The organism is Streptomyces sp. NPDC101219 (assembly GCF_044767675.1).
Lineage (GTDB): Bacteria > Actinomycetota > Actinomycetes > Streptomycetales > Streptomycetaceae > Streptomyces.
On the sequence record NZ_JBIWOK010000006.1, the window covers coordinates 16325 to 33539 of the forward strand.

Genomic DNA, 17215 nt, shown 5'->3' on the forward strand with positions numbered 1-17215 from the left:
TCATGACGGGATTGTGTGGTTCCGGGAATTCCTCGCGGAGTTCCCGTTCACCGCAGCCGTTCGAGGTGTGCGGCGAGGATCCGGCCGATCTCCCGCTGCGGTTCGGGCCGCATCATTCCGTCGTGGTCCGAGGCGATGCCGTGGTGCGTGACGCGTCCGCCGATGTACGGCTCCCACACCGCCACCGTCGGGGAGTCCTCGTCGACGCCCTCCTCGGCCGACAGGAAGAGCACGTCCCCGCCGAAGCGGTCCGGCACGAACTCGGCGCTGAGGACCGCGTGATGGCGCACGATCCGCAGCAGCCGGGCCAACTGCGCCTCGTCCAGGCCGGCCAGCGGGTTGGCGTCCCGCCGGAACAGCTCCAGCACCTCGGAGAGCGTGGGCTCCCCGCCGGCGAACGCCGCCGCGTCGTACCCGCAGTACTCCAGGATCTTGGCGAGGAGGGCCCGGTCGTCCGGGATGCCGTCCGGCTCCGGAACGGGGTAGCTGTCGAGGTTCGCCAGCAGCGCCACGCGGTGCCCGAGCCCTTCCAGGCGGGTGGCCGCCGCGTGGGCGAGGAGCCCGCCGAAGGACCAGCCGACGAGGTGGTACGGGCCCTCGGGCTGGATGTCCAGGATCCGGCGGACGTACTCCTCGGCCATGTCCGCGATCGACGCCGCGAGCGGCGCTTCCGTGACGATTCCGGACGCCTGGAAACCGTAGACCGGGAATTCCTCGGACAGGTGCTCGGCCAGCCCGAGGTACGGCCAGCTGAGCCCCACCCCGCCGTGCAGGAAGAACAGCGGCTCGCGGCTGCCGTCGGGCCGGATCGGCAGCACCTCCTCGAACGCCTCCAGGAGCAGCGCGGGCCGCCGCGCGCCGGCCCCCGGGGCCCGGGCCGCGGCGAGTTCGCCCGCCCGCTCGGCCAGGGTGCGCAGCGCCCGGAACCAGCCCTCGGCCAGCGCCTCGGCGTCGTCGGACTCCAGCAGCAGGCCGGCCCAGGTCCAGGTGGCGACCAGGACCGGCCCGTCGGGGCCGTCCTCGACCAGGGCGTCCACCTCGACGGTGTGGCCCAGCGGCATGCCGCCGGTCGTCGCCGCGAACGCCTCCCGCGCCTCGGGCGCCGCCGCCCAGCCGCCGTCGTAGGACTCCACGGCGGCGAACCGGCCCAGGTAGTTGAAGCCGAGCTGCGGGTTCACCGCGGGCAGCCGGGCGGACCCGTCGGCGAGGTGGCGCAGGATGCCGTGGCCGAGTCCGTGGTCGGGGAGCGCGGCGAGCTGCTCCCGCATCTCCTTGACCGCCTGCTCGGCGCCGAGCGCGGCGGCCCGCAGCAGCACCGGATGGGTGCCGGTGAACCAGCCGACGGTACGGGAGAGGTCGACGCCCGCGTGCAGCTGCTCACGCCCGTGCGTCTCGACCTCCACGAGGAGGCTCCGGCCGCGCCAGTCGGCGACCGCCAGGCCGAGCGCGGCGAGCAGTACGTCGTTGATCTCCGCCTGGAAGGCCACGGGGCCGTGCTCCAGGAGCGGGCCGGTGTGCTCGGCCGGCAGGGTCAGGCGCAGGGTCCGGGCGGTGGCGTAGGTGTCGCGGTCCGGGTCCAGCGCCCGCGCGCCGACCGGCCGTTCGCGGTGCGACAGCAGTGTCGTCCAGTACGGCAGTTCCCCGGTGCGTGACTCCGCCTGTTCCCGGAGCAGCCCGGACCAGTGGCGCAGGGAGGTGCCGACCGGGTCCAGGGCCGCGTCGGGCCGCTCGTAGGCGGTGAGCAGGTCGGGCAGCAGCACGCGCCAGGAGACGCCGTCCACGACGAGGTGGTGCAGCATCAGGATCAGCCGGCCGGGGCGGTCCGGCCCGCGGTCGATCCACACGGCCTGCAGCGTGATCCCCTCGCGCGGGGCGAGCCGGTCGCGCGCGGCCTCCGCCTGGGCGGCCACCGCCCGCCGCAGCAGCGCCTCGTCCGCGAACGCCCGGTGGCCCGCGTCGATACGGGTCACCAGCGGCGCCACCCGCACCGTGCCCGGCGCGCCCACCACCAGCCGCCAGTCGTCGGGACCCCGGCCCGTCAGGCGCAGCCGCAGGGCGTCGTGGTGGTCGACGACCCGCTGGAGCGCCCCGGTGAGCCGCGGCAGGTCCAGAGCGGCGGGGGTGGTGAGGACCACGGACTGGTTGAACCCGTCGACCGGCCCGCCCTCCTCCAGGAGCCGCAGCATCACCGGGAGGGGTGCCAGCTCGCCCACGCCGTCGTCGGTGCCGGCGATCTCGGCGGGCTCGGCCTCACCGACGGCGGCGGCCAGCGCGGCCACCGTCTTGTGGGTGAACACGTCGGCCGCGGTGACCCGCAGTCCGGCCCGCCGGGCGCCGGCGACCACCTCGATGGAGCGGATGCTGTCGCCGCCGAGGTCGAAGAAGCTGTCGTCGATCGAGACGGACGGCAGCCCGAGCACGCCTGCGAAGACCGCTCCGAGGGCACGCTCGGTGTCCGTGCGGGGCTCCCGCGCCGGACCCGTCGGGCGGGCCGTGGGGTCGGGTGCGGGCAGGGCCTTGCGGTCGATCTTGCCGTTGGGGGTGAGGGGGAGGGCGGGGAGGGTGACGAAGGTGCTGGGGACCATGTAGCCCGGCAGTGTCGCCGCGAGGGCGGTTTTGGGGTCGTCGGTGGTGCCGATGAGGTAGGCGACGAGTTGTCCGTGGTGGACGGTGGTGGCGGCGTCGGTGATGCCGGGGAGTTGGCGGAGGGCGGTTTCTATTTCGCCGAGTTCGATGCGGTGGCCGCGGATTTTGATCTGGTGGTCGGTGCGTTCGAGGAATTCGAGTTGGCCGTCGGGGCGTTGGCGGACGCGGTCGCCGGTGCGGTACATGCGGGCGCCGGGGTGGGGGGTGTGGGGGTCGGCGGTGAAGGTGGTGGCGGTTTTGGTGGGGTCGTTGAGGTAGCCGTGTCCGACGCCGGTGCCGGCGACGTAGAGCTCGCCGGGTGTGCCGGGGGGTACGGGTTGGAGGTGGTGGTCGAGGATGTAGAGGCGGGTGTTGCGGACGGGGTGGCCGATGGGGGCGCGGGTGTCGAGCGCGGTGGCGGGGGTGATGACGGCGTGGGTGACGTCGTCGGAGCACTCCGTCGGCCCGTACGCGTTGACGAGCGGGATGTGCGGCGCCAGGTCCAGCCACTCCCGCGCCAGGTCGGCGGGCAGCGTCTCACCCGTCACCATCAGGTGGGTGAGCGGGGCGAGTTCGGGACGCTCCAGGCCGTTGCCCCATGCGTCGACGGCGGCGCGCAGAAGGGAGGGCACCACTTCGAGGACGGTGACGCCGTCGGTGGTGATGCGGCCGAACAACTCCTGCGGGTCGGCGGCGGTGTCGCGGTCGACGACGAGGAGTCGTCCGCCGGTGATGAGGGGGCAGAGCATCTGCCAGACGGAGATGTCGAAGGTGACCGGGGCGTTGTGCACGGTCACGTCGTCGGCGGTCATGCCCAGGTCGTCGACCTTGGCCAGCAGGTGGTTGACCATGCCGGCGCGGTGGACCATCGCCCCCTTGGGACGCCCCGTGGACCCGGACGTGAAGATCACGTAGGCGAGGTCGTCGCCGGTGCCGGAGGGCGGCAGGAGGTCGGTGTCGCGGGACGCGTCCCACGTGACCGTGGCCGGTGCGCAGGTGGCGGCGGCAAGCAGCTCGGTGGCGGTGTCGTCGAGTCCGGGCCCGACGTAGAGGACGTCGGGGCCGGAGTCGTCGAGCAGGGCGGCGGTGCGGGCCTGGGGGGCGCGCAGGTCGAGCGGGACCCAGGCGGCTCCGGCGCCCAGGACGGCGAGGATGCCGGTGACGAAGGGGAGGCCGGGTTCGCACAGCATCGCCACTCGTGACCCGCGGCGCACTCCGGCCGCCGTCAGCCGGCGGCTCAACGCAGATGCCTGGCTGACGAGTTCGGCGTAGGTGGCGGTACCGGCCGGGTCCTGCACGGCGACCCGGTCCGGATGCGCGGCAGCCTGCGCCCGCACCCGCTCGACGACTCCGGCGTAGGGCTCGTCGACCGTGGTCGCCGCCCAGCCCGCCCGTACCGCCGCCGACTCCTCCGGCAGCAGCACCTCGGCCTCGCGGACCGGACGGTCCGGGGCCGCGACGAGCAGGCCCAGCAGGTGGGCGAGCCGGTCGGCGAAGGAACGCGCGGTGGACTCGTCGAACAGGTCGCTGCTGTACTCCAGGACCGCGTCGATCCCGTCGGCCGCACCGTCCGGCGTACGCCGCTCGAACAGCTCGAAGGCCAGGTCGGCCTTGGCGGTCCCGGTGCCGAGGAGCAGCGGCTCCGACTCCACGCCCGCCAGCCGCACCGCCGGGTCCGGCGTGTTGTGCAGGGTGAGCATCGTCTGGAACAGCGGGTGCCGGGACAGGGAACGGGTCGGCGCGAGTGCGTCGACCAGCGCCTCGAACGGCAGGTCCTGGTGCGCGTAGGCGGCCAGGTCGGTGGCGCGGACGCGGTCGAGCAGCTCTTCGAAGGTGGGGTCGCCCGACAGGTCGGTGCGCAGCACCAGGGTGTTCACGAACAGGCCGACCAGCTCGTCGAGTGCCGGGTCCGTGCGGCCCGCGACGGGTGTGCCGAGCGGGATGTCGTCGCCCGCGCCCAGCTTGGACAGCAGGGTGGCCACCGCTGCCTGGAGCACCATGAACGTGCTGACGCCCCGCGCCCGGGCCAGTTCGCCGACCGCCGCGTGCAGTGTGCCGTCGATGCGGAACTCCACCTGCCCGCCCCGGTACGTGGCCGCGGCGGGGCGCGGCCGGTCGGCCGGCAGCTCCAGCTCCTCGGGGAGGTCCTTCAGTGCCTCCCGCCAGTGGCGGAGCTGTTCGTCAGACACCTCCGTGAGCAGGTCCCGCTGCCACAGCGTGTAGTCCGCGTACTGCACGGGCAGCGGTGCCCAGGCCGGGGCCCGGCCCGCGCGGCGCGCCTCGTAGGCCGTCGCGAGGTCGGTGCCCAGCAGGCCCACCGACCAGCCGTCGGCCGCGATGTGGTGCACGACGAGCAGCAGCACGTGCTCCTCGTGCGAGGCCCGGAACAGCTCCGCCCGTAGCGGCAGCTCGGCCGCCAGGTCGAAGCCGCGCCGTGCCGCGTCCCGCACCGCGTCGTCGCTCAGCGCGGTCACCGGCAGGCCGATCCGTATCTCCGCCGCGTCCACGACCACCTGCCGGGCGCGCCCGTCGGTGTCCGGGTAGCGGGTGCGCAGCGCCTCGTGGCGCACGACGACGTCGCGCACCGCCGCCCGCAGGGCCGGCACGTCGAGGGCGCCCTTCAGCCGGACCGCGACCGGGATGTGGTACGCCGGGTTGCCGCCCTCCAGCCGGTCGAGGAACCACAGCCGCTGCTGGGCGGGGGACAGCGGCAGCACGTCCGGGCGTACGGCCGGCGCCGGGGCGGGCCGGGCCTCCCCGGCGTCCGCGACGCGGGCGGCGAGGGCCGCCGGGGTCGGCGCGTCGAAGACCGCGCGGACCGGCAGGTCGGCGCCGAGCGCCGTGCGGATCAGTCCGGTGAGCCGGGTCGCGAGCAGCGAGTGGCCGCCGAGCTCGAAGAACGACGCGTCCGGGGCCGCGGGCGCGGGCAGCCCGAGCACCTCCGCGAACACCTCGCACAGCAGCTGCTCCTGCGGGGTGCGCGGCGCGCGGGCCGCGGTGGCCGGGCCCTGGGCGGGGGCGGGCAGCAGCTTGCGGTCGACCTTGCCGTTCTCGGTGAGCGGCAGCGTGTCCATGGCCACGTACAGGGCGGGCACCATGTGTGCGGGCAGGGTGTCGGCCAGATGCGCGCGGAGCGCGGCGGGGGCGGCCGTGCCGACGGTGTAGGCGACCAGTTGGGTGCCGCCCGGGAGGTCCTCGCGGGCCACGACCGTCGCCTGCCGGACCTCGGGGTGGGCGGTGAGTTCCGACTCGATCTCGCCGAGTTCGATGCGGAAGCCGCGGATCTTCACCTGGTGGTCGGCGCGTCCGATGTACTCCAGCTGCCCGTCGACGCCCCAGCGCACCACGTCGCCGGTCCGGTACATGCGGCTGCCGGGCGGCCCGAACGGGTCCGGCACGAAGCGGGTAGCGGTCAGTGACGGGCGCCCGTGGTAGCCGCGGGCCAGGCCCTCGCCGGCGATGTACAGCTCGCCGACGGCCCCCGTGGGGGCGGGCCGCAGCGCGTCGTCGAGGACGTACACCTGCGTGTTGGCGATGGGCCGGCCGATCGGCGGCACCCCGCCGCGCTCGCCGTCCAGGACGGCGGCGGTCGACCAGATCGTCGTCTCGGTGGGCCCGTAGACGTTGGTGACCTCGCGGGCCGCGGCGCGCAGCGCGTCGGCGAGCGGCTCGCCGACGGCCTCGCCGCCGATCAGGACGCGCAGCCCCGCCAGGCTGTCCGGGTGCTCGGTGACCAGGGCGTGCCACAGTGTCGGCGTGGCCTGCACGACGGTCGCGTCGCTGGCGGTGATCAGCTCGGCGAGGGCGGCCGGGTCGCGAACCGTGTCCCGTTCGGCGAGGACGAGTTCGGCGCCGGTGAGCAGCGGGACGAGGATCTCCAGGTTGGAGATGTCGAAGCCGAAGGTGGTGACCGACAGGAAGCGGTCGTCGCCGGTGACGGCGAACCGCTCGCCCATGTCGTGCACGAGGTTGATCAGCGCGCCCTGCGGCACGACCACGCCCTTGGGCCGGCCGGTGGAGCCCGAGGTGTAGATCGTGTACGCGGTGTCCAGCGGGTCCGGGTCCGCGGTGTCCGTCGGGCCGGTCGGCCGCTGGGCGAGGAGCGCTTCCGCCGTGTCCAGGGTCAGGTGGGGGCGTTCGGTGACGGCGGGCAGCGTCCCGGCGACGTCGGTGGTGGTGACCACGAGGGCGGGTGCCGCGTCGTCGAGCATGTAGCCGATGCGGTCGGCGGGGTAGTCGGGGTCGAGCGGCAGGTAGCCGGCGCCCGCCTTGACGACGGCGAGCGTGGCGACGATCAGGTCCGTCGACCGGGGCAGCGCGATCGCCACCAGGGCGCCCGGGCCCGCGCCGCGCGCCACCAGTTCGTGGGCGAGCCGGTCGGCGCGGGCGTGCAGTCCGGCGCGGGTCAGCCGCTCGGCGCCGCAGCGCAGGGCGGGCGCGTCCGGGGCGGCGGCGGCCCGTGCAGCGAGCTGCTCGCGCAGGGCGTGCCGGGGGTGGGAGCGGGCGGTGGCGTTGTACGCGCCGAGCAGCGTCGTCCGCTCCTCGTCGCTCAGCAGCTCCAGGCGGGACAGCGGCAGGTCGGCCGCGTCGGGGAGCGCGGCGAGGAGCCGCAGCACCCGCCCGGCCAGCGCCGCCGCCTCTTCGGCGGTGACCAGGTCGGGTGCGTGGTCCAGTCGCAGCGTCAGCTCCTCGCCGGGCAGCACCAGCAGCGACAGCGGGTAGTGGGTGGCGTCGCGGCCCTGCACGCCGGTGAGCGTCAGACCGGGGACGGCCGTGCGCAGCGCGTCCGGGTCCAGCGGGTAGTTCTCCAGGATCAGGACGGTGTCGAACAGTTCGCCGTGGCCCGCGTCCTGCTGGATGCGGGACAGGCCCAGGTGCTGGTGCGGCAGCAGCTCGGTGTGCTGCCGCTGCGCCGCCTGCACGACCTCAGCGAGGGTCCGCGAGGCACCGGTGCGCAGCCGCACGGGCAGCGTGTTGATGAACAGGCCGACCATCGACTCCACGCCCGGCAGCTCCGGCGGCCGCCCCGACGTCGTGGTGCCGAACACCACGTCGTCCCGGCCGGTCAGCGCCCCCAGGACGACGGCCCAGACGCCCTGGAGGACGCCGGCCAGGGTGACGCCGCGCGTCCGCGCCCAGTCGGTCAGGCGGGCCGTGGCGTCCGCGTCGAGCCGGGCGATGTACTGCTCCGGCAGCACCGGGGCGCGGCCGGGCGGCGCCGGCACGAGCCGGGTGGGCTCCTCCAGGCCGGCGAGCAGCTCGCCGTAGGCCGCGGCGGCGGCCCGGTCGTCCTGCCGGTCCAGCCAGGACAGGTAGCGCTTGTACGAGGTGACGGCGGGCAGCGCGGAGGCGTCCCCGCCCGCCGCGTACGCGGTGAACAGCTCGGACAGCAGCAGCGGCATCGACCAGCCGTCGAGCAGGATGTGGTGGCAGGTGACGAGGAGCCGGTGCCGCTCCGGGCCGGTGGAGACCAGGGTGAAGCGGATCAGCGGCGGCCGGCCCACGTCGAACGGCTCGGTGCGGTCCCGGTCGGTCAGCGCCGCCAGGTCGCCCGGCTCGGTCACCTCCCGCCACGGCACGGGCACCTCGCGGGGTATCAGCTGCACCGGCCGGCCGTTCTTCCGGTAGCGGAAACCCGCCCGCAGGTTCGGGTGCCGGGCCAGCAGGCCGGCCGCGGCGGCCCTGAGCGCTTCGCGGTCGAGCGGTCCCTCCAGGTCGAGGACGAGCTGGACCGCGTACACGTCGAGTTCCTGACGGTCGTACACGGCGTGGAAGAGGAGGCCCTCCTGGAGCGGCGTGAGCGGCAGTACGTCGCTCAGCCCGCCCGACGCGCGCGGCGCCCCGGGTCCCTTCCCCTGTGCGGTCGTGCTCATCCGTCGTCCCCCCACTCGTGTGTGAACTCGTTCTCGAACTCGTCGATCTCGTCCTGGCCGAGTCCCTCGACGAGCTCCAGGTCCGAGGGCGTGAAGCCCCCGGCGTCGGGCCGTGCGGCGTGCGCGGCCAGCGCCTCCAGCGCCCGGAACCAGCCCCGTGCGATCGCCTCCGCGTCCGGGCCGGCGACCGCCAGCCCCGCCCAGGACCACTCGGCGACCAGCCGCGGGCCGTCCGGCCGGTCCTCGGTGCGCGCGTCGACGCCGAGCGCGTGCGGCAGCGGCATGCCGGGGTCGGTGCCGGCCATGACGTCCAGCGACTCCGGTGCGAGCTGCCAGTCGCCGGGCTCCGGCAGCGCCATCCGGCCCAGGTAGTTGAAGCCCAGCTGCGGTGCCGGCCGGCCGCCGAGCACGGCCGCCGAAGCGGTGTCGAGCCGGCTCAGCAGGCCGTGGCCGATTCCGTGGTCCGGGATCCGGCGCAGCTGCTCCTTGACCTCCTTGAGCACCTGGCCGAGCGCCGGCCCGCCCGCCCACACCTCGTCCCAGTCGCACAGGCCCACGTCGAGGCGGACCGGGTGGGTGGTGGTGAACCAGCCCACCGTGCGGGCCAGATCGACGCCCGGCACGATCTCCTCACGGCCGTGCCCCTCCAGGTCGACGAGCACGTCCTGCCGTTCGCCGCGCCCGCGCCGCCAGTCGGCGACCGCGAGGGCGAGGGCGGTCAGCAGCACGTCGTTGATCTCGGCGTGGAAGACGGCCGGGACGGTCGTGAGCAGCTCCGAGGTGACCGCGGCGGGCAGCTCCAGCCGCAGGCGGCGGGCGGTCGCCGCGGTGTCCCGCCCGGGGTCGAGCGGACGGGAGCCGAGCGGCGGGTCGCCGCCGTCCGTGATCTCCCGCCACAGCGGCAGTTCGGCCCGGCGCTCCGCGCGGGCGGCCTCCTCGTGCAGCAGCAGCGCCCACTGCCGGAACGACGTGCCCACCGGCGCCAGGGGCCGCCCGGGGTGCTCGTACGCCTGCGCCAGGTCGGGCAGCAGGATGCGCCAGGACACGCCGTCCACCACCAGGTGGTGCAGCGTGAGCAGCAGCCTGCCGGGCCGCCCGGGGCCGGCGTCGAACCACACCGCGCGCACCATGTCGCCCCGGGCGGGCGCCAGTTCGGCGCGGGCGGTGGCCGCCTCCTCGCGCACCAGGGCGGCGAGGTCGTCGCCGGGCCCGGCCGCGGTGCGGCGCAGCACGTCCCCGGCCCGGACCGTGCCCACGCCGAGGATCTCGTCGCCGCGCCGGCGCAGCGCGTCGTGGTGGTCGAGCAGCGCCTGCAGCGCCGCCTCGATCCGCTCGTACGAGGCCCCCGCCGGGGTCTGCACGACGGCGGCCTGGTGGAAGCCGTCGGTCGGGCCGGGGATCGCGTCGAACCAGGCGGTGATCGGCGTGGCCGGCACCGGCCCCGTGCCGTCACCGGCCCCCACGGTCCCGGTCGGCCCGGCGGTGCCGGCGACGAGCGCCAGCGCCTGCGGGGTGCGGTGGACGAAGACGTCCTGCGCGGTGATCGCGAGGCCCGCCTCCCGTGCCCGGGCGACCAGCTGGATGGAACTGATGCTGTCGCCGCCGAGGTCGAAGAACCCGGCGTCGGCACCGGCGGACTCCAGTCCGAGCACCTCCGCGAACGCCCGGCACAGCAGCGCCTCCCGCTCGTTGGCGGGCGCCGGCCCCGCGGCGGCCAGGGTGTGGTCGTGCGCGGGCAGGGCCCGCCGGTCCAGCTTGCCGTTGCCGGTGAGCGGCAGCGCGTCGAGGGCGACGACCGCGCTCGGCACCATGTGCTCGGGCAGCTCGGCGGCGAGACGCGACCGGACCTCCCGCACGTCCACCGGGTCGCCCGCGGCGACGACGTACGCGACGAGCCGCTTGTCCCGGGGCCGGTCCTCGCGGACGATCACCGCGGCGCCCGCGATGTCGTCCCGGGACAGCAGCACGCCCTCGATCTCGCCCGGTTCGATGCGGAAGCCGCGCAGCTTCACCTGGTCGTCGACGCGGCCCACGTAGTCGAGGCTGCCGTCGGCATTCCAGCGGACCAGGTCACCGGAGCGGTACATCCGGCCGCCCGGCGCGGTGGCGTACGGGTCGGCGACGAACCGGCCCGCGGTCAGCTCCGGGCGCCGCAGGTAGCCGCGGGCCAGCTGGTCGCCGCCGATGTACAGCTCGCCGGTCACGCCCGGCGCGACCGGCCGCAGCCGGCCGTCGAGCACGTACAGCCGCGTGTTGTGCAGCGGGAACCCGATGGGCGGCTTGACCGCGCCGGACAGCGGTTCGCTGATGCTCGCGCAGACGGTCGCCTCGGTCGGCCCGTACGCGTTGCGCATCACGCGCCCGCGGGAGAACCGCTCCACCAGCTCCGGCGGGCAGGCCTCGCCCGCCACGACCAGCTGCACACCGTCCGGCATCGGCCGGTCGGCCGGCCACGCGGACAGCACCGTCGGCGGCAGGCAGACCATGGTGGTGCCGGTGCGTTCCACCAGCTCGGCGAGCGGCCCGCCCGGGCCGCGCGCCTCGGCCGTCGACAGGATCATCGTCGCGCCCGACAGCAGCCCGATGGACAGCTCCCAGGTCGCCGCATCGAAGCTGTACGAGGCGAACTGCAGCCAGCGGGTCGCGGGACCGATGCCCATCCGCGGTCCCTGGTCGGCCACCATCACGGCGACCGTGCGGTGCTCCACGACGACGCCCTTGGGCCGGCCGGTGGAACCGGAGGTGTAGATGACGTACGCGGCGTCGCGGACGGTCAGCGGCCGGGTCCGGTCGGCGTCCGTGACCGCACGGTCCGGCCGGGAGCGCACCGCGGCCCGCACGTCCGGGTCGTCGAGCAGCAGCCGGGGCACGTCCGAGCCGTCCAGGCCGGCGGACTCGGCGTCCGTGGTCAGGGCGAGCACCGGACGCGCGTCGTCGAGCATGTAGCCGATCCGGTCCCGCGGGTAGGCGGCGTCGATCGGCAGGTAGGCGGCGCCCGCCTTGAGGACGGCGAGCAGCGCGACGACCATCTCCGGTGAACGCGGCAGCAGCAGCGCCACCAGGTCGCCGGGCCCGGTGCCGCGGGCGGCCAGCTCGTGGGCGAGCCGGTTCGCGCGGGCGTCCAGCTCGGCGTACGACAGCACCTGCGTGCCGAACTCCAGTGCCGGGTGGGCGGGTTGCGCCGCCGCCCGGGCCGCGTACAGCTCGTGCACCGGGGCCACGGCGACGTCCTGCACCGGCCCGGCCCACGTTCCCAGGACGCGGGCGCGTTCGGCGGGCAGCAGGACGTCGACCCGGCCCAGCGGCAGGTCGGGGTCGCGGGTCAGCACGCCGACGAGGTGCGCGAACCGCTCCGCCATCGAGCGGGCCGTCGCCTCGTCGAACAGGTCGCTGCTGTACTCCAGGACGGCGTCGATGCCGTCCGGCGCCCCGTCGGGCCGGTGCCGCTCCGTCAGCTCGAACGCCAGGTCCAGCTTGACGGTGCCGCCGCGGACCGGGACCGTCTCGACGTCCAGACCGGGCAGGGCGAGGTCGGCGGAGGCGTTGTTCTGCAGCACCAGCATCGTCTGGAACAGCGGCTGCCGGGACAGCGACCGGCTCGGCGCGAGCGCGTCGACGAGCGTCTCGAACGGCAGGTCCTGGTGCGCGTAGGCGGCCAGGTCGCCGGTGCGGACCCGGTCGAGCAGCTCGCGGAAGGTCGGGTCGCCGGACAGGTCGGTGCGCAGCACCAGGGTGTTGACGAAGAAGCCGACCAGCTCGTCCAGGGCCGGATCGGTGCGTCCCGCGACGGGCGTGCCCAGCGGGATGTCCTCGCCCGCGCCGAGGCTCGACAGGAGCGTGGCGAGCGCGGCCTGGAGCACCATGAAGGTGCTCGCGCCCTCGGCCCGGGCCAGCGCGGCGACGGCCGCGTGGAGTCCGGCGTCGACCCGGAAGGCGACCGTGCCGCCGCGGTGGGTGGGCACGGTGGGCCGCGGCCGGTCGGCCGGCAGCTCCAGCTCCTCCGGGAGGCCGTCGAGCGCCGCCTTCCAGAAGGCGAGCTGCTCCTCGGCCACCGTGTCCAGGAGGCCGCGCTGCCACAGCGTGTAGTCCGCGTACTGCACCGGCAGCGGCGCCCGCTCGGGGGCCTCGCCCGCCCGCCGCCGCCCGTACGCCTCGGCGAGGTCGCGGGCCAGCGGGGCGACGGACCAGCCGTCGGACGCGATGTGGTGCAGCACGACCAGCAGGACGTGCTCGTCGCCGGAGAGCCGGAACAGCTCGGCGCGCAGGGGGAGTTCGGCCGCCAGGTCGAAGTCCCGGGCGGCCGCGGCGGCCAGTGCCCCGGCCAGTGCCTCACGGCTCGTCACGGTGACCGGCAGCGCGGGGAGCGCCGCTTCCGGCGGCAGGATCCGCTGGACCGGCCGGCCCCCGGCGTCCGGGAAGACGGTGCGCAGGCTCTCGTGGCGGGCCACGACGTCGCCCAGCGCCGCGCCCAGCGCAGCCGTGTCCAGCTCGCCGGACAGGCGCACGGCGAACGGCAGGTGATAGGCGGCGGCGCCGGTCTCCAGGTGGTTCAGGAACCACAGCCGCTGCTGGGCGGGGGAGAGCGGCAGCTCGTCCGGGCGGGGATCGGCGGCCGTCAGCGCCGGCCGCGGCGGCCCGTCCGCGCCGTCCAGGCGCGTGGCGAGCTCCGCGACCGTCGGCGCGTGGAACAGCGTCCGGATGGTGACCTCGATGCCGAGCCGGGCCCGGATGCGGGACGCCACCCTGGTGGCGAGCAGCGAGTGCCCGCCCAGGTCGAAGAAGCTGTCGTCGATGCCGACGGCGGGCAGCCCGAGGACCTCCGCGAAGATCTCGCACAGCGCCCGCTCGCGCGGGGTGCGCGCCGGCACCAGCCCCGAGACGTCGGTGTCCGGATCGGGTGCGGGCAGGGCCTTGCGGTCGATCTTGCCGTTGGGGGTGAGGGGGAGGGCGGGGAGGGTGACGAACGTGCTGGGGACCATGTAGCCCGGCAGTGTCGCCGCGAGAGCGGTCTTCGCGTCCTCGGTGGTGCCGATGAGGTAGGCGACGAGTTGTCCGTGGTGGACGGTGGTGGCGGCGTCGGTGATGCCGGGGAGTTGGCGGAGGGCGGTTTCTATTTCGCCGAGTTCGATGCGGTGGCCGCGGATTTTGATCTGGTGGTCGGTGCGTTCGAGGAATTCGAGTTGGCCGTCGGGGCGTTGGCGGACGCGGTCGCCGGTGCGGTACATGCGGGCGCCGGGGTGGGGGGTGTGGGGGTCGGCGGTGAAGGTGGTGGCGGTTTTGGTGGGGTCGTTGAGGTAGCCGTGTCCGACGCCGGTGCCGGCGACGTAGAGCTCGCCGGGTGTGCCGGGGGGTACGGGTTGGAGGTGGTGGTCGAGGATGTAGAGGCGGGTGTTGCGGACGGGGTGGCCGATGGGGGCGCGGGTGTCGAGCGCGGTCGTCGGGGTGATGACGGCGTGGGTGACGTCGTCGGAGCACTCCGTCGGCCCGTAGGCGTTCACCAGCGGTATACCGGGTTCCAGCCGGCCCCACGCGACCGCGAGGTCCGCGGGGAGCGTCTCCCCGGTGACCATCAGCGAACGCAGCCCGCCCGTCGCGGGCCTGGGGGTGCCCGACTCCCATGCGTCGACGGCGGCGCGCAGGAGGGAGGGGACGACCTCCAGGACGGTGACGCCGTCGGTGGTGATGCGGCCGAAGAGTTCCTGGGGGTCGGCGGCGGTGTCGCGGTCGACGACGAGGAGTCGTCCGCCGGTGATGAGGGGGCAGAGCATCTGCCAGACGGAGATGTCGAAGGTGACCGGGGCGTTGTGCACGGTCACGTCGTCGGCGGTCATGCCCAGGTCGTCGACCTTGGCCAGCAGGTGGTTGACCATGCCGGCGCGGTGGACCATCGCGCCCTTGGGGCGCCCGGTGGAGCCTGAGGTGAAGATGACGTAGGCGAGGTCGTCGCCGGTGCCGGAGGGCGGCAGGAGGTCGGTGTCGCGGGAGGCGTCCCAGCTGACCGTGGCCGGCGCGCAGGTGGCCGCGGCCAGCAACTGGGCGGCGGTGTCGTCGAGTCCGGGCCCGGTGTAGAGGACGTCGGGGCCGGAGTCGTCGAGCAGGGCGGCGGTGCGGGCCCGGGGGGCGCGCAGGTCGAGCGGGACCCAGGCGGCTCCGGCGCCCAGGATCGCGAGGATGCCGGTGACGAAGGGGATGCCGGGTTCGCACAGCATCGCCACCCGTGACCCGCGGCGCACCCCGGCCGCCCTCAGCCGGCGGCTCAACGCCGATGCACGGCCGACGAGTTCGGCGTAGGTGGCGGTACCGTCCGGGTCCTGCACGGCGAGCCGGTCCGGATGTGCGGCAGCCTGCGCACGCACCCGCTCCACCACACCGGCGTAGGGCTCCTCGACCGTGGTCGCCGCCCAGCCCGCCCGCACCGCCGCCGACTCCTCCGGCAGCAGCACGTCGAGTCGGTCGACGCGCGCGTCGGGGCCCGCCTCGGCGAGCGTGGTCAGCCAGGCGAACAGCCGGCGCCGGTGCAGGTCCAGCTCCTCCTGCGTGTAGCGCGTCGGGTTGGCGTCCAGACGGACCGCGTAGCCTTCCTCGGCCGCGTCGAGGTAGATGATCTGGAGGTCCTCGACCGGACCGGTCGACAGGTTGTGCAGCAGACCGGTGCACGCGCCGAAGGCGTAGTCGAAGCCCGACTCCAGGACGTTGACGGTCGGGCCGAGCGAGCGGCCCGCGTCGCCGGTGAAGCCGAGGTCGCGGCGGATGCGGTCACCCCGGTAGTTCTGGTGCCGCAGCGTGGCGCGCAGCTCGCCCGCGCTGTCCCGCAGGAAGTCGGCGACCGTCAGGCCGGGACGCACCCGCACCGGGTGCGGCACGAAGTTGGCGCGCATGCCCGGGACCGCGCGTGCGGCGGCCGTGGCACGGGCCGGCACCGCGAGGGTGAGCAGGGCGCGGTCCACGCCGGCGGCCCGCTGCACGTACGCGCCGGTGGCGGCGATCAGCAGCGTCTGCCAGGTGACACGGGCGTCCCAGGCCAGCGCCCGCAGCCGCTCGACCGTGGCGGCGGGCAGCACCGCCTCGCAGCGCAGCGAGCTCCGGGCGGGCCCGCCGGGGCGCGGCGAGAGGCTCACCGGCTCCGGCTGCTCCTCGAAGCGGGCCCGCCAGAACGCCTGCTCCTTGCGGTACTTGGGCGTCTCGGCGTAGGCGGCCTCGTCGTCGGTGAGGGTGCGCGGGTCGGGGAACGCGCCCTCGGCGTCCGGGTCCGCGTACAGCGCGGCGAGCCGGTTGTAGACGAGGACGCGGCTGAAGCCGTCGACCAGGATGTGGTTGACCCGGATGTAGAACAGCAGGTGCTCCGGGCCGAGCCGCAGCAGGACCGAGCGGAGCGTGCCCGCGGTCAGGTCCGGCGGCACCAGCAGGTCCTGCCGCATGAACGTCTCGGCGGCGTCGCGCGGGTGCGGCTCGCCGGACAGGTCGAGCGTCTCGACGGGGAAGTCCGCGGCGTCGGCCAGCTCCTGGCGCGGCTCGCCGTCGTGCTCGCTGAACAGGGCGCGCAGGGTGCCGGCCTCCCGCAGCACGCGCTGCCACGCGGCCGTGAAGCGGGCGGTGTCCAGGGGGCCGCGCAGCTCCAGGAAGTCACCCATGGTGAACACGGGGTTGCCCGGGTCGGCCTGCTGCCCGTACCACATCTCGCGCTGGGCGGCGGAGAGCGGCAGCTGCCGGGCGGGAGGGGTGGAGGAGGTCATGACTGCGCAGCTCCCGTGGAGAGTCCGGTCGGTTCGAGGCCGTACACCTCGCGCACCCAGCTCTGCTGGTAGACGGTGTCCAGATAGCGCTCACCGAGGTCCGGGGCGATCGCGACCGCCGTGCCGTTCTCGCCGGGACGGTGCTCGGCGAGCCAGCGCAGCGCACCGCTCACCACGGTCCCGGTGGAGCCGCCGAAGAGGAATCCGCCGCGGGCCAGGGCGTGGCAGGCGCTCACCGTGTCGGCCTCGGACACGTGCACCACGTCGTCGATGAACGAGGTGTCGAGCAGCGCGGGACGCACGCCGGTGCCGAGCCCGGGGATCAGGCGCGGGCCGGGCGGGCCGCCGAACGTGACGGAGCCGACGCTGTCGACCGCGACGACGGTCACCGGCCGCGGCAGCTCCTTGAAGTAGCGGGCGCAGCCCATCAGCGTGCCGGTGGTGCCGGATCCGACGAACAGCACGTCCAGGTCGGGGAACCGCTTCTCGATCTCGGGGGCCGTGGTGCGGTAGTGCGCCCGCCAGTTGTCCGGGTTGGCGTGCTGGTTCAGCCACACGGCCCGTGGGTCCTCGGCGAGCAGCCTCCGGACGTAGGTGAGCCGGGCCGCCAGGAACCCGCCCTCCTCGGCCGGCTCCGTGACGGTGTGCACCTCGCTGCCGAGCGCCTCGATGAGCTTGCGCGTGGCGACGTTCGTCCGCGTGTCGACCACGCAGATGAAGCGGTAGCCCTTGGCCGCGGCGATCACGCTGAGCGCGACGCCGAGGTTCCCCGACGACGACTCCACCAGCGTCGAGCCCGGGGTGAGCGCACCGCTGCGCTCGGCCGCCTCGATCATGCTCGCGGCGGCCTTGAGCTTGATCGAACCGGCGAAATTGAAGCCCTCACACTTGAGGTGCAGTGGGTATCCGTACAGCGCCCGCAGATCGACGTAGAGATCTTCGGTGTTGAATTCGTGCGGAGCCGATATGACCGGCATGATTCCC

At 74.8% G+C, this 17215-nt stretch carries 3 protein-coding genes; all 3 read right to left on the reverse strand.

Annotated features, from left to right (window positions below):
- Window positions 1-47: 47 nt before the first annotated feature.
- From ACIRPP_RS13185 to sbnA, 3 genes are read right to left on the reverse strand one after another with little or no spacing between them, the layout of a single operon-like run.
- Window positions 48-8498, reverse strand: coding sequence for an amino acid adenylation domain-containing protein (locus tag ACIRPP_RS13185; RefSeq protein WP_403641269.1), 8451 nt, complete (start codon window positions 8496-8498; stop codon window positions 48-50).
- Complete coding sequence (locus tag ACIRPP_RS13190) at window positions 8495-16231, reverse strand: amino acid adenylation domain-containing protein (protein ID WP_403641272.1); 7737 nt, start codon at window positions 16229-16231, stop codon at window positions 8495-8497. The genes ACIRPP_RS13185 and ACIRPP_RS13190 overlap by 4 nt, the downstream gene beginning before the upstream one ends.
- A complete protein-coding gene (gene sbnA / locus ACIRPP_RS13195; RefSeq protein WP_403641274.1) occupies window positions 16228-17208 on the reverse strand; it encodes a 2,3-diaminopropionate biosynthesis protein SbnA in 981 nt (326 codons plus the stop codon). The genes ACIRPP_RS13190 and sbnA overlap by 4 nt, the downstream gene beginning before the upstream one ends.
- Window positions 17209-17215: the final 7 nt, after the last annotated feature.